Raw genomic sequence first — 13,285 nt, forward strand, 5'->3', positions numbered from 1 at the left:
ATGCTCAGCGGCATGGTAGTCTAGCAACACCCCGGCTCTTCCCTAGCGCATGACCCTCATCAAGTTCATCGAAATCATGGCGATCCTGGTCGGCGCCTTTTCCGGCTTCATCGAGGCGCGGCGCAAGCGCATGGACCTGGTGGGCGTGTTCACGGTTGCCTTCATCACGGCCTTCGGCGGCGGTACCCTGCGCGACATCCTGCTCGACCGCCGCCCCCTGTTCTGGGTAATCCACCAGGAATACGCGATCCTGATCTTCGTGCTGGCGCTGGTGGCCTCGCCGCTGATCCGCACCCTGCGCCAGATCGTGTCGGAACGCCTGATCGTGATCGCCGACGCGGTCGGCCTGGGCCTGTTCTCGATTGCCGGCACCTCGGCTGCGCTGGACGCCAACATGCCGATCTTCATCGCCTCGATGATGGGAGTGATCACCGGGATCTTCGGCGGGGTGCTGCGCGACATCGTCTGCAACGAAGTGCCCATGGTGTTCCGCGACGGGAAGCCTTATGCGATCTGCGCCTTCCTCGGCAACTGGCTGTTCCTCCTGATGGGCAAGTATGGCGTGGCGCACGACTTCGCGCTCTGGTCGAGCGCCCTGTTCATCAGTAGCCTGCGCCTGCTTACCTGGAAGTTCGACCTGCGCATGGGCCGCTAGGGCGCGCCCTTGCCGGCGCCGCGCGCCAGCAGCCGCGCCAGCGTCCGCCGCAGTTCTTCCTGCGTATAGGGCTTGGCCAGCACGCTCACATCCAGCCCGCGCAGGCGCTCGGGCGCCACCACGTAGCCGCTGGCCAGCAGCACGGGCAGCCCTGGGTGGCGCTCGCGGATATGGCGCGCCAGGCCGATGCCGTCCATCGCCCCTGGCATCACCACGTCCGAGAACACCAGGTCGAACTGCTCCAGCGGCTGGCGCAGCGCCTCTTGCGCATCGCGCGCCAGCAACGCTTCGCAACCGAGGTTGGACAGCAGCGCAAGGGTGGCGTCGGCGACCTCCGCGTCGTCCTCGACGAACAGCACGCGCGCGCCGGCCTCCAGAGGTGCGGCCAGCGCGCCGTCTTCCTTCTGCTGCACCCGTTCGGCCGCGCTGCGCGGCAGCAGGATCGACACTGCCGTGCCTTGCGTCGAGCTCTCGATCCAGGCCATGCCGCCGGACTGGCGCGCGAACCCGTACACCTGGCTCAGACCAAGGCCGGTGCCGGCGCCGACCGGCTTGGTGGTGAAGAAGGGGTCGAAGGCCTGGCGCACCACGTCGGGCGCCATGCCGGCGCCGGTATCGAGCACGGTCAGCCAGATGAAGTCGCCGCTCAGCCCGAGCTGGGGCAGTTCCGGCGCGGGCAGGCTGCAGTTGCGCGCGCGGATCGTGACCGTGCCGCCGTCCGGCATGGCGTCCTTAGCATTCACGGCCAGGTTGAGCAGTGCTACTTCCAGCTGGGTCAAGTCGGCCTCGGCCAGCCACAGGTCCGGCGCGACCTCGAGCTGCAGGACGATCCGTTCGCGCAGCGACTGCTGCAGCAGGTCGCGCATCTCGTCGAGCTGGCGCGCGATGTCGAGCGCGCCGCCGCTCAGGGCCTGGCGCCGGCCGAAGGCGAGCAGCTGGTGGGTCAGCTTGGCGCCACGCGCGGCCGCGCGCTGGATCGCATGCAGGGCGCGCTCCCAGCGCTCGCTGTGCGGCTCGACCAGCGGCAGCAGGGTGGTCGAGCCCTGGATCACCTGCAGCAGGTTGTTGAAGTCGTGGGCCACGCCGCCTGTCAGGCGCCCGATCGCTTCGAGCTTGCGCGCTTCGTTCAGGGCGCTTTCGACCCGCTTGCGGCTGTCGGTTTCCGCCACCAGCTCGGCGGTCCGTTCCAGCACCCGCTGCTCCAGCAGGGTGGCCGCCGCCGACAGGGTCGCCATCTGCTCGCGCACGGTGAACTGCCAGGCACGCGCACGGCAGGCGGCGTCAAAGGCGGTGCGCAGCACGTTGGCCGACCCCGGTCGCCCCAATACCGTGATATTCGCGAACTGGCGCAGGAAATTCCATTGCAGGTGCGAGCCGCTGCTGCTGGCCTGGGCGCTGAGCACGATCAGCGGCATGTCCGACCATGCGGGCTGCGCCTGGAGCGCCGCGGCCAGCGGCGTGGCGTGGGTTTCCAGGGCATCGTCGGTGAGCAGCAGCAGCCAGACGCCGGGATCTTCCACCGCCGCGGCCAGCGCGGCCCCGTCGGCGCAGGTCCTCGCCTGCGCGCCCCACTCCGCCAGCAGGCCGGCCAGCGCCTGCTCGTCGTAGCCGAAGGGCGCGCAGATGGCGACGGCTACGCTGGCGCCGGGTTTGCGCGGGTCAGTCATGTCCCACCGGCGGCGGTGGAGCCACGGCTTCGGGCGGCCCGGAAGCCTCGGCCGCCGCGCGCGGCGCGCCGCTCAGCACACCCTGCAGCTCTTCCAGCGCCGGCCCCACCGCGACCCCGGCGGCGGTGAGGGAAAATTCGCGAATGCTGGTTTCATGCCGTCCGGGACGCTTCTTGACGACCGAAATCGCCTTGCGTACCTGGCCTTCGGCCTCGAAGTAGCGCATCAGGATCACGGTGTCGCTGATGAAGGCGATGTCGAGCGGGTCGCCGACGTCGTTCAGCAAGCCGCTCTGGCCGACGATCAGGATCGACAGCACGCCCTGGTTCGACAGGTAGCTGAGCAGCTCGTGCATCTGCAGCATCAGCGCCTTTTCCTCGTGCATGGTCTCGAGATAGGAATTCAGGCTGTCGATGACCACCACGGCCGCGCCCTGGCCCTCGACCTGGCGCCGCACCTTCCAGATGAATTCTCCTGGCGAGATACGCGAGGGATTGATGCGTTCCCAGTAGATGGTGCCCTTGTCGATGGCGTCGGCGGCGCGCATCGACAGCCCGTTGGCGCGCTCGACCAGGGTTGCGCGCGACTCGTCGAAGGCGAAATAGGCGACGTGCTCCTGGCGCTCGGCGGCGACGTTGGCGTACTGCAGTGCCAGCGAAGACTTGCCGACCCCGGTCGGGCCGAGGATCAGGGCCGAGGTGCCGCGCGCCAGGCCGCCGCACAGCATGCCGTCCAGGGCCGGGATCTCGCTGGTGATCGCGTCGCGGCTGCGTTCGCTCTTGTGCTCGTCCGCGATCAGGCTCGGGAACACGTAGACTTCGCGCGCGGTGATGGCGAAGTCGTGCCAGCCGCTCTGGAACTCGGCGCCGCGCATCTTGACCACCCGCAGCCGCCGGCGCGCGGCGCCGAATTCACGCTCGCGCTGTTCGAGGGTGATCACGCCGTGCACCGTGCCCTGCAGGTCGTACTGGCGCGGCTCGTCGGTAAGGTCGTCCATCAGCAGCGTGGTGCAGTTCTGCCGCAGCAGGAAGCGCTTCAGGGCCACGATCTGGCGCCGGTAGCGCATCGGGTCGTCGGCCACCATGCGCAGTTCCGACATCGAGTCGATCACCACCCGCGTCGGGGCGATGTCCTGTACCGCGCCGGTGATCGCCGCGATGGTCTCGCCCAGCTCGACCTCGGACGGGAACAGCACGCTCTGCTGGCGGCCAAGCTGGACTTCGGCCGGCACGACTTCGCGCAGCGCGATGTTCTCCAGCGACCAGCCGTGGCTGGCCGCGGTGGCGCGCAGTTCCTCGACCGTCTCGGACAGCGAGACGTACAGGCAGGTCTCGCCCTTTTCGGCGCCGTCGATCAGGAAGCGCAGGCCGATGGTGGTCTTGCCGGAACCCGGCCGCCCTTCGACCAGGTGGATACGCTGTTGGGGCAGGCCGCCGCGCAAGACCATGTCGAGCTCGGGGATGCCGGTGTGAATTTTTTCCAGGTCGCTCATGGGGTTCTCGCTGAATTTGAAGGAAGAGCGAACGATATCTTACATGCCATAAATACAATTTTATGCATGATAGCTCAGGTCAGCCCGCGCGACGCTGGCGGGCTGGCTTCTCGTCAAGCAAGAATAGGACTACAAGGGATGAGCGCCGGTCGGGTCAGACGGCGTCCGGGCCGGTTTCGCCGGTGCGGATGCGGATCACCTGCTCGACGTTCTGGACGAAGATCTTGCCGTCGCCGATCTTGCCGGTGCGCGCCGCCTTGATGATGGCGTCGACCACCCCGTCCGCCATGGCGTCGTCCACCACCACCTCGATCTTCACCTTCGGCAGGAAGTCCACCACGTACTCGGCGCCACGATACAGCTCGGTATGGCCCTTCTGGCGGCCGAAGCCCTTCACTTCGGTCACGGTGAGGCCGGTGACGTTCACTTCGGCCAGCGCCTCGCGCACCTCATCCAGCTTGAAGGGTTTGATCACGCAGGTAATCTGTTTCATCTTGTTCTCTCTCTACACAACAGGTTATCGGGCTTGGTCGGGAATATTGTTCAGGTCATCCATCCACACGGTGGCCTCGGAATCGGACGGTGCGCGCCAGTCGCCGCGCGGGGACAGCGAGCCGCCATTGCCGACCTTCGGCCCGTTCGGCACGCAGGTACGCTTGAACTGGCTGGTCTTGAAGAAGCGCCACAGGAAGATGCCGAGGTTCTTCTTGATCGCATCCAGCCCGTACTCGTTGCGCACATTGGCCGCGCTCGGCCAGCTGCCTTGCGCGCGGTCGTGCCAGGCGCTCCATGAAAGGAAGGCCACCTTGCTCGGCTTGAAGCCATAGCGCAGCGTGTAGTACAGGTTGAAATCCTGCAGCTCGTAGGGTCCGATCGTGTCCTCGGTGATCTGGGCCGGCTTGCCATCCTTGTCCCCTCCGGGCACCAGCTCGGGGCTGATCTCGGTATCGAGGATACGCAGCAGCACGTCAGCGCCATCCTGCACGACGGCGCCGGTCTCGGCCACCCAGCGCACCAGGTAGGAGATCAGGGTCTTGGGCACGCTCGCGTTCACGTTGTAGTGCGACATGTGGTCGCCCACGCCATAGGTACACCAGCCCAGCGCCAGCTCGGACAGGTCGCCGGTGCCGATCACGATCCCGTTGTGGAAGTTCGCGAGGCGGAACAGGTGGTTGGTGCGTTCGCCCGCCTGCACGTTCTCGAAGGTGATGTCATAGTCGGCCTTGCCTTCCACATACGGGTGGCCGAGGTCCTTGAGCATCTGGAGGCAGCTCGGCCGGATGTCGATCAGCTGGGCGCTGCAGCCGACCACGCGCATCAGCGCATTGGCCTGGTGCAGGGTGCGTTCGCTGGTGGCGAAACCCGGCATCGTGTAGGCAAGAATGTTGGTGCGCGGCAGGCCGAGCCGGTCCATGGCCCTGGCGCAGACCAGCAGCGCGTGGGTGGAGTCGAGCCCGCCCGAGACACCGATCACCACCTTCCTGATGCCGGTGCTCGACAGGCGCTGGACCAGGGCCTGCACCTGGATGTTATAGACCTCCTGGCAGCGCTCGTCGCGCCGCGCCGCGTCGGCCGGCACATAGGGAAAGCGTTCGACCGTGCGCGCCAGCGGCAGGTCGCGCGCCACGGGCAGGTCGAGCGCGAACGCCACGCGCCGGAATTTCGCGACTTCGTCCGCATGGCGGCGCACCGACTGGGCGAAGGTGGTCGCATGCATGCGCTCGTTCGACAGGCGCTCGAGGTCGACGTCGGCGTAGATCACGTGCGAGTCGTCGCTGAAGCGTTCCGACTCGGCCAGCAGCTCGCCCTTTTCGTAGATCAGGGACTGCCCGTCCCAGGCCATGTCGTTGGTCGACTCGCCGCGCCCGGCCGAGGTATACAAATAGGCCGCCAGGCAGCGCGCCGACTGCTGGCTCACCAGCTGGTGGCGGTAGCCGCTCTTGCCCACCACGACGTTCGAAGCCGACAGGTTCACCAGCACCGTGGCCCCGGCCATCGCCGCGAACGAGGACGGCGGGATCGGCACCCAGACGTCTTCGCAGATCTCGACATGGAAGCGCAGCAGCGGCAGGTTCTCGACCTCGAACAGCAGGTTGGGGCCAAAGGGAACGGTGGCGCCGAACAGGTCGATTTGCTCGACCGCGGCGCAATCGGCGGCACTGAACTGCCGGGATTCGTAAAACTCGCCATAATTAGGCAGGAAACTCTTGGGCACCACGCCCAGCACGCGGCCGCCGGCGACCACGGCGGCGCAGTTGAAGAGCTGGTGGTTGACCTTCAGCGGCAGCCCGACGACCAGCGCCAGCGGCAGGGTGCGCGATGCCTCGATGATCCTGGCCAGGCCGTCCAGGCAGGCATCGAGCAGGGCACCCTGGTGGAACAGGTCGTCGCAGCTGTAGGCCGAAAGGCCCAGTTCCGGAAAGGCGGCCAGCACGGCGCCCTCGGCCGCCGCCTGGCGCGCCAGGTTTAGGGTCTGCTCGACGTTGAAGCCGGGGTCGGCGATCCGGCAGCGCGGAATGGCGACCGCGACGCGGGCGAAGTGGTGCGTGTAGAGGTTGAAGAATCGCTTGTTCATTGGTGGTCCGCCATTATCCAAATGTTACGGAAGTCATGTCGAATTATCGCACGCATATCGTTTCCACTTTGTCCGAGATTGGCCAGCAGGCCTGGGATGCGCTGCTGGCGAGCCAGGACAATCCGAACCCCTTCCTGTCCTGGGCCTTCCTGCATGCGCTGCACGCATCCGGCAGCGCCGCGCCGGAGACCGGCTGGCAGCCGCAGTACATCGTGCTGTACCAGGGCGAGCGGCTGGCAGCCGCCCTGCCCCTGTATGTCAAGGACCATTCGTATGGCGAGTACGTGTTCGACTGGGCCTGGGCCGATGCCTACCACCGGCACGGCCTGCCCTACTATCCCAAGCTGCTGGCCGCGATTCCGTTCACGCCGGTGGCGGGCCCGCGCCTGCTGGCAACCGATGCCGCAGCGCGCGCGGCCCTGGTCGAGGTGCTGATCGCGACGCAGGAGGCGGCCGGCGTGTCGTCGACCCACGTGCTGTTCCCGCCCGAGGAACAGGCGCGCCAGCTGCAGGAAGCCGGCTTCATGCTGCGCAGCGGCGTACAGTTCCACTGGCTGAACGCAGGCTACGCCTCGTTCGACGCGTTCCTGGCCACGCTGGAACAAAAAAAGCGCAAGAACATCCGCGCCGAGCGGCGCAAGGTACGCGAGGCCGACGTGACGCTGCGCCGCGTGCGCGGGCGCGACGCCGTGGATGCCGACTGGGTGCTGTTCAACCGCTGCTACCGCCGCACCTACCAGGCGCACCACGCGACGCCCTACCTGAACCTGGATTTCTTCCGCCGCATCGGGGACACCATGCCGGACAACATCCTGCTGGTGATCGCCTCGCGCGCGGGACGCGACATCGCCGCCTCGCTGGTGATCCACAACGAGCGCACCCTGTTCGGCCGCTACTGGGGCGAGCTGGAACATGTGCCCTGCCTGCACTTCGAAGCGGCCTACTACCAGCCGCTCGAGTTCTGCATCGAACAGGGCATCGCCGTCTTCGAAGGCGGCGCCCAGGGCGAGCACAAGATGGCGCGCGGCTTCCTGCCGACGCGCACCTGGTCGGCGCACTGGCTGGCGCATCCCTCGTTCGCGGATGCGGTCGAGCGCTTCCTGGAACGGGAACGCGACGGGATCGACGACTACCTGGACGAACTGAACGAGCGCAGTCCATTCCGCCCGGGATAAACGCGCAGCGCCCCATGGCGGAATGTAAACTTTAGACACAATTGACAATCACGGTTACACTGCGCGGATGAAAGCCCTGATCGTGGATGACCTGCCGCTGGACGCCGAACTGACCCAACGGGCGCTGCACCGTTGCGACAGCGCCTATGAAGTCACCGTGGTGTCCGACGGCGAAGCCGCCTTGACGACCTTGCGCGAAACCTGTGACTTCGACCTGATCCTGCTCGACCTGGCCCTGCCCAAGGTCGACGGTTTCGAAGTGCTGAAGGAACTCTCGTCGAAACCCTTCCTGTCCGACGTTCCCATCATCGTGCTGTCGAGTTCCCGCAAGGGCTCGGACCAGGTGCGCACGCGCATGCTGGGCGCCTGCGGCTTCGTCGAAAAAGCCCTGGACTTCGCGGTCTTCCACGCCGACCTCGCCACTACCCTCGAACGCAACGGCCTGCGCGCCTGAAGGCGTGAGGCCGGCACGCGAGGCTCGCCCGCCGGGCTTTTTACTGCACCTGCGCGTTCAGCGCCGTGATCGCCGCATTCCACACATTGACCCAGGTGTTCATGCTGTGGCCACTCGGGACGTAGCGTTCGCCGACCTCGGCGCCGCGCGCCTTCAGGTCGGCGGCCAGCGCCACGGCTTTCGCATGGAAGCGCGGCTCCATGTAGCCGGCGCCGATGAACACGCGGTGGCCATCCAGGCGCCGGGTTTGCGGCGGCGCGGTCATGGCAGGCGACATCACGATCGCCCCATCGAACCAGCCGGGATGGGCCTGCATGGCTTCGAAGGCCTAGGCCCCGCCGTTCGAGTAGCCGGCCGCCAGGCGCCGCCGCGGCCTGGCGCCGCCTTCGATGCGGGCTGGCAGCTGCTCCACCATGAAGCGCAGGTAGGCCTGGTGGCGCGCGGGCTCCTGGCCGGCCAGCAGTTCGCCGATGCGCGAGCCGATCGGATCGGTCTCGGCATTGTGCAGGCCAACCACCACGAAACCGTGCATGTCGGCGCCGTTGTCCTGGGCATTGCGCACCAGGCTGGCCGTGCTCCCTCCATCCGGCATGTAGACCACGGTGCAGCCGTCCAGCGTGGCGGTACAACGGGCGCCGGTGGCGACCGTCAGCTTGCGCCGGCCAAGCACGGGCCCGGCGTCGATGGTTTCGGTGACCACGGCGATGCCGGACGCGGCCAGTGCCTGCTGCGCCGGCCCGGCGGCGGGCATGACAAACGCGGGCGAGCCGCGGTGCCGAACGATGGCGTCGGGACGGTCCTGCACGTCCAGCAGATGCAGGTCGAGCAAGGCTTCCGGCATCCGGTTCCAGCGGATCCGGGCGGCATGCAGGTCCGTGCCCGCCGGGTCCAGGTAGGCCTGGATCTCGCAGCAGATGTAGGGACCGCGTGGATAAGGCAGCGCGGATGCGGCCATCTTCAGCACCAGCAGCAGCGAATCGCCCTCGACGGCGTAGGCGAAGCCGCGCTCGCCGAGCCTGCCTGCCAGCGCCGCCCGTTCCGCGCTGGACAGCGGCGCCTTGCACGGCATGGCATAGCCGTCCGCGGGAAGCTGGGGCGCGCAGGCGCGCAGGTCGTCGGGAATGAAGCGCTCTTCGGCCTGCACGCCAGGCGGCGCGGAAAACAGCGCGGCCAGCGACAGGCAACAGGCGGCAAGCGCCTTCAGGAAGCGGGCAGATGGCGCTGGCAGGCGTGGCGGCAAGGTCATGGCAGGGGCTGGGGCTAACATCAGGGCGATGGACCGAGTATAGCCAGCCGGGCGCCGTCAATGTCCTCGCATTTCCACGTCCGGCACCGCCACGCCGGTGCCGGCGCCGTGGGCCCGATGGCCCTTCGACAGCTCACTGCAGTATCAGCGCCAGCCGTCCGGCCAGGAGCGGAACTCGACATGGAAGGGCTCGGACAGCGCGGCTCCCTTGCGCAGGACGCGCAGGACGGGGCCATCGGCAGCCGACATCAACATGCCTGGGGCGGCCTTCAGGATAGGCATCACCATCGACTCCTCGGTATTGGTGCGGGGCCAGGTCGGATGCGGCCCCGCTGGGATTCGGCAGGATCCAGCAGCGATCGCCGACAAGCACCTTTATAGGCCTTCGCCGGCCGCATTGCCAATTCCGGTTCGCCATACCAGTTATTTACAAGGTGAATATTTATATCATCTGATATTCACACGAACAAGTCGGGATGGCTCTCGGCACACTCGCGCAGCAGGTTCCACACCACCTTCACCCGCCGCAGCCGGTACAGGTCGGTGGGAGCGGCAAGCCAGAACGAGCGCTCGGCCTGGAAGCCGGGCAGCACCCGCACCAGGCGCCCGTCGGCCGGGATCGCGTAGGGTGGCGCCATCATCAGGCCCATGCCGAGCGAGGCCGCTTCCAGCTGCCCGGTCATGCCCGAGCAGCAGATGCGGCGCCGCGGCGTGAAGCCGAGTTCGTTCAGATAGGACAGTTCTCGGCTGGCCAGCCGGTCCTGCACATAGTCGACGAAATCGTGGTGGGCCAGGTCGGCCTGGGTGCGGATCGGCGGATGCCGCGCCAGGTAGCCGGGCGAGGCGTACAGGTAGAAGTGGAAGGAAGCCAGGCGCGTCACCATGTAGCGGCCGGTGGTGGGCGGATCGAGCATGACGCCGAGGTCGGCCTCGCGGTTGGCCAGGTTGGCGAAGCGCGGCAGGTTCAGCAGGTCGATCGACAGGTCCGGATGCTGCTCCAGCAGGGTGGCCAGCAGCGGCGCGACCACCCGCACCCCGAACACTTCCGGCACACCCAGGCGCACCACGCCGTGCGCCGCCACTTCCGCGCCGCCGATCTGCTCGGCCGCCGCCAGCGCCGCCCCTTCCATCGCCTCCGCATGCGGCAGCAGCGCCTGGCCCACCTCGGTCAGCTCATAGCCTTCGCGCGAACGGTCGAACAGGGTCGAGCCGAGCTGGGTTTCGAGGCGGTCGATGCGGCGCGCCACGGTCGTATGCTCGACTTCCAGCCGGCGCGAGGCGCCCGACAGGGTGCCGGCGCGCGCCAGTTCCAGAAAGAAGCGCAAGTCTGTCCACTCGGGCAACGTATTCATTTGGCTATTGTCTGATGTCAATGTGACATATTGTGCACTAGTGCACATTGCCCCTGCAATCCTCCGGTGCACCTCCCTTCCCGCCGCGCGCAAACGGTGCACTGCCGCAACTCCGCACGCCATCCTCCTGGGTACGTACCCGCACGGGCTTGGTGCAGTGGACTGTGCATTTTTGCACAAAGGGGTGGGCGATTGTTGACTATCTAAGCAGACCCGAGCGAGGCACACTGCCGGTCATGCGAAAACCTGAACGCATGCCGCCATCAAAAATTAGGAGACAAGAATGCGTCTGACCAAGAACAAACTGAAGCTGCTGAACCCCGCCATCCAGTCCGCCGTCGCCCTGCTCGTGCTCTCCGGCGGCAACGTGGCCCTGGCCCAGGAAGCGACCGGCGCGCCGCCGGTGGCCACCAGCGAGGAAGGCGTGAACAAGGTGGTCGTGACCGCCCGCCGCCGCGAGGAATCCCTGCAGGACGTCCCGGTCTCGGTGACCGCCTTCAGCGCCGACCAGCTGTCGAAGACCGCCACCCCGGACATCACCGCCCTCGCCGTGGCCCTGCCGAACACCACCCTGAAGGCCTCGCGCGCCACCAACTCGACCCTGACCGCCTTCATCCGCGGCGTCGGCCAGGCCGACCCGCTGGCCGGTTTCGAGGCCGGTGTCGGCATCTACATCGACGACATCTACCTGGCCCGCCCGCAGGCTGCCGTGGCCGACATCTACGACGTCGAACGCATCGAGGTCCTGCGCGGCCCGCAGGGCACGCTGTACGGCCGCAACACCATCGGCGGCGCGGTCAAGTATGTGACCCGCAAGCTGGCCCCGCAGCCGGACGCGCGCCTGCGTGCCACCATCGGCCAGTACGGCCAGAAGGAAATCGTCGCTACCGCCAGCACCCCGATCGCGGAAAGCGCACGCATCGGCGGCACCTTCGCCCGCTTCAAGCGCGACGGCTTCGGCAAGAACCTGACCACCGGCGGCGAGAACTACGACAAGGATGTCACCGCGGCGCGCCTGTCGGCCGAGTTCACGCCGAGCCAGGACCTGTTCATCCGCATCGCCGGCGACATCACCCAGGACGACTCCAGCCCGAAGAACGGGCACCGCCTGATCGTCGGCCGCACCAGCGGCGCACCGATCCTGGGCAACGTCTTCGACACCCGCGCCAACCTGATGCAAGCGCTCGGGCACGACCAGGAAGTCAAGGCGCACGGCGTCTCGGCCACCGTCGAATACACGCTCAACGACGCGTGGAGCTTCAAGTCGATTACGGCCTCGCGCAAGGACAAGTCCTACGCGCCGATCGACTTCGATTCGCTCGCGGTGACCGACATGCACGTGCCGGCCCTGTACACCAACAAGCAGTTCAGCCAGGAATTCAACCTTACTTACACCGGCGAGCGGCTTGCCGGCGTGGCCGGCATCTACTACATCGATGCCAACGCCTTCAACGAGTTCGACACCATCCTGGCCGGCGCCGTGCCGACCTCGACCTACACGATGGGCGACATCGACACCAAGGCCTGGGCCATCTATGCCGACGGCAGCTACAACGTGACCGACGCCTTCAGCGTGTCGCTGGGCGGCCGCTATACCGTCGACCAGCGCGACGCCGAAGTGCTGCGCCAGATCTACTTCGGCGCTGCCGGTTCGCCGAAACTGGGCGCACCCAACGCGCTGCTATTCCGCACCGACACCGACCTCCGTGGCGGCATCCTGAGCCGCAAGGACAAGAAGTTCACCCCGCGCCTGGCCCTGAACTACAAGCTGAACCAGGACCACAACGTGTACGCGTCCTACTCCGAGGGCTTCAAGGGCGGCGGCTTCGAGCCGCGCCTGAACATGGTCGGTACCAAACTGCCGCTGGAGGTTGCCAGGCGCGGCTACGAGCCGGAAACCATCGAAACCTACGAGCTGGGCCTGAAGTCGGCCTTCTACAAGGGCCGCATCACCACCAACGCGGCGGTGTTCTACAGCGACTACCAGGACGTGCAGATCCCGGGTTCGGTGGCGATCGATACCAACGGCGACGGCAAGGACGACAGCTTCGCAGGTGTCACCACCAACGCCGGCAAGGCCAAGATCAAGGGCGCCGAACTGGAAGCCGTGGCCAACCTGACCCCGAACTTCATGGTCGCCGGCATGTACAGCTACATCGATGCCGAGTACAAGGAATATTTCGCGGGTGGCGTCAACGTGGCCAGCCAGCGCCGCTTCCAGAACACCCCGAAGAACTCGGCCAACCTGCGCTTCAACTACGACATCCCGATGCCGGTAATGGGCTACGGCGGCAAGCTGTCGCTGATCGGCAGCGCCGCGTACAAGGGGGCCACCGCCCAGTTCGAGACCGCGTCCGCCCTGGACCAGGAATCGTACAAGCTGTATGACGCCAGCATCGTCTGGACCCGCAGCGACGGCAAGGTGCGCGCCGGCCTGCACGGCAAGAACCTAGGCGACAAGCACTACCGCACCGGCGGCTACGTGTTCCCGACCCTGGGCTTCGAAGGCACGCTGACCGCCTTCTACGGCAACCCGCGCCAGGTCTCGGCGACGCTCGAGTACCGCTTCTAAGCATCCCGGCCGCACCGGCAGTTCCCCTGGCTGGCGCCCGCGCGGCGCCGGCCGGGGCGGCTGCCGCCCTACCGAACGGCTTCGGCCGACCCAGAAC

General features: G+C 67.0%; 12 protein-coding genes. 4 read left to right on the top strand and 8 right to left on the bottom strand.

What is annotated here, in order from left to right; translation table 11 throughout:
* Nucleotides 1-49 precede the first annotated feature (49 nt).
* Nucleotides 50-655, top strand: coding sequence for a trimeric intracellular cation channel family protein (locus LCI23_RS07085; RefSeq protein ID WP_224945730.1), 606 nt, complete (start codon nucleotides 50-52; stop codon nucleotides 653-655).
* On the opposite strand, the gene LCI23_RS07090 is transcribed toward LCI23_RS07085, so the two are convergent.
* The 4 genes from LCI23_RS07090 to LCI23_RS07105 all read right to left on the bottom strand — a co-directional run bounded on the left by LCI23_RS07090 (nucleotide 652) and on the right by LCI23_RS07105 (nucleotide 6,389).
* Nucleotides 652-2,322, bottom strand: coding sequence for an ATP-binding protein (locus LCI23_RS07090; RefSeq protein WP_224945731.1), 1,671 nt, complete (start codon nucleotides 2,320-2,322; stop codon nucleotides 652-654). The genes LCI23_RS07085 and LCI23_RS07090 overlap by 4 nt on opposite strands.
* Nucleotides 2,315-3,814, bottom strand: a complete 1,500-nt coding sequence (locus LCI23_RS20615; RefSeq protein ID WP_235584362.1) for an ATPase domain-containing protein — start codon at nucleotides 3,812-3,814, stop codon at nucleotides 2,315-2,317. The genes LCI23_RS07090 and LCI23_RS20615 overlap by 8 nt, the downstream gene beginning before the upstream one ends.
* 154 nt (nucleotides 3,815-3,968) lie before the next feature.
* Nucleotides 3,969-4,307 (bottom strand): P-II family nitrogen regulator, encoded by a 339-nt coding sequence (locus LCI23_RS07100; protein ID WP_224945732.1) that lies wholly within the window; start codon nucleotides 4,305-4,307, stop codon nucleotides 3,969-3,971.
* 24 nt (nucleotides 4,308-4,331) lie between these two features.
* On the bottom strand, nucleotides 4,332-6,389 hold the full coding sequence (locus LCI23_RS07105) for an NAD(+) synthase (protein ID WP_224945733.1): 2,058 nt from the start codon (nucleotides 6,387-6,389) through the stop codon (nucleotides 4,332-4,334).
* 35 nt (nucleotides 6,390-6,424) lie between these two features.
* Between LCI23_RS07105 and LCI23_RS07110 the strand changes: the two genes are divergently transcribed.
* Together LCI23_RS07110 and LCI23_RS07115 are read left to right on the top strand one after the other, a co-directional pair.
* Nucleotides 6,425-7,564: a GNAT family N-acetyltransferase gene (locus tag LCI23_RS07110; protein ID WP_224945734.1), complete on the top strand. Its 1,140-nt coding sequence runs from the start codon at nucleotides 6,425-6,427 to the stop codon at nucleotides 7,562-7,564.
* Nucleotides 7,565-7,631: 67 nt separating this feature from the next.
* Complete coding sequence (locus tag LCI23_RS07115; RefSeq protein WP_224945735.1) at nucleotides 7,632-8,018, top strand: response regulator; 387 nt, start codon at nucleotides 7,632-7,634, stop codon at nucleotides 8,016-8,018.
* Between the two features lie 40 nt (nucleotides 8,019-8,058).
* Here LCI23_RS07115 and LCI23_RS07120 read toward each other — a convergent pair whose 3' ends face one another.
* The 4 genes from LCI23_RS07120 to LCI23_RS07135 form a co-directional block, all read right to left on the bottom strand.
* Nucleotides 8,059-8,334, bottom strand: coding sequence for a hypothetical protein (locus tag LCI23_RS07120; protein ID WP_224945736.1), 276 nt, complete (start codon nucleotides 8,332-8,334; stop codon nucleotides 8,059-8,061).
* Nucleotides 8,335-8,346: 12 nt separating this feature from the next.
* Complete coding sequence (locus LCI23_RS07125; RefSeq protein WP_224945737.1) at nucleotides 8,347-9,264, bottom strand: hypothetical protein; 918 nt, start codon at nucleotides 9,262-9,264, stop codon at nucleotides 8,347-8,349.
* Between the two features lie 144 nt (nucleotides 9,265-9,408).
* Entirely contained in the window at nucleotides 9,409-9,546 is a 138-nt protein-coding gene (locus LCI23_RS07130) for a hypothetical protein (protein WP_224945738.1), read from the bottom strand.
* 176 nt (nucleotides 9,547-9,722) lie between these two features.
* Nucleotides 9,723-10,589, bottom strand: a complete 867-nt coding sequence (locus LCI23_RS07135) for a LysR family transcriptional regulator (RefSeq protein WP_235584363.1) — start codon at nucleotides 10,587-10,589, stop codon at nucleotides 9,723-9,725.
* A 310-nt stretch (nucleotides 10,590-10,899) separates the two neighbouring features.
* Here LCI23_RS07135 and LCI23_RS07140 point away from each other — a divergent pair, with 310 nt between their 5' ends.
* Nucleotides 10,900-13,188, top strand: a complete 2,289-nt coding sequence (locus LCI23_RS07140; protein WP_224945740.1) for a TonB-dependent receptor — start codon at nucleotides 10,900-10,902, stop codon at nucleotides 13,186-13,188.
* Nucleotides 13,189-13,285 lie beyond the last annotated feature (97 nt).

This window comes from Massilia sp. MS-15 (assembly GCF_020176695.1).
Taxonomy (GTDB): Bacteria; Pseudomonadota; Gammaproteobacteria; order Burkholderiales; family Burkholderiaceae_D; genus Telluria; species Telluria hydrophila.

Excerpts from the sequence above, each read along its gene's own strand:
- LCI23_RS07085 (WP_224945730.1), top strand. The coding sequence starts at position 50 with ATGACCCTCATCAAGTTCATCGAAATCATGGCGATCCTGGTCGGCGCC.
- LCI23_RS07090 (WP_224945731.1), bottom strand. The coding sequence starts at position 2,322 with ATGACTGACCCGCGCAAACCCGGCGCCAGCGTAGCCGTCGCCATCTGC.
- LCI23_RS20615 (WP_235584362.1), bottom strand. The coding sequence starts at position 3,814 with ATGAGCGACCTGGAAAAAATTCACACCGGCATCCCCGAGCTCGACATG.
- LCI23_RS07100 (WP_224945732.1), bottom strand. The coding sequence starts at position 4,307 with ATGAAACAGATTACCTGCGTGATCAAACCCTTCAAGCTGGATGAGGTG.
- LCI23_RS07105 (WP_224945733.1), bottom strand. The coding sequence starts at position 6,389 with ATGAACAAGCGATTCTTCAACCTCTACACGCACCACTTCGCCCGCGTC.
- LCI23_RS07110 (WP_224945734.1), top strand. The coding sequence starts at position 6,425 with ATGTCGAATTATCGCACGCATATCGTTTCCACTTTGTCCGAGATTGGC.
- LCI23_RS07115 (WP_224945735.1), top strand. The coding sequence starts at position 7,632 with ATGAAAGCCCTGATCGTGGATGACCTGCCGCTGGACGCCGAACTGACC.
- LCI23_RS07120 (WP_224945736.1), bottom strand. The coding sequence starts at position 8,334 with ATGCAGGCCCATCCCGGCTGGTTCGATGGGGCGATCGTGATGTCGCCT.
- LCI23_RS07125 (WP_224945737.1), bottom strand. The coding sequence starts at position 9,264 with ATGACCTTGCCGCCACGCCTGCCAGCGCCATCTGCCCGCTTCCTGAAG.
- LCI23_RS07130 (WP_224945738.1), bottom strand. The coding sequence starts at position 9,546 with ATGCCTATCCTGAAGGCCGCCCCAGGCATGTTGATGTCGGCTGCCGAT.
- LCI23_RS07140 (WP_224945740.1), top strand. The coding sequence starts at position 10,900 with ATGCGTCTGACCAAGAACAAACTGAAGCTGCTGAACCCCGCCATCCAG.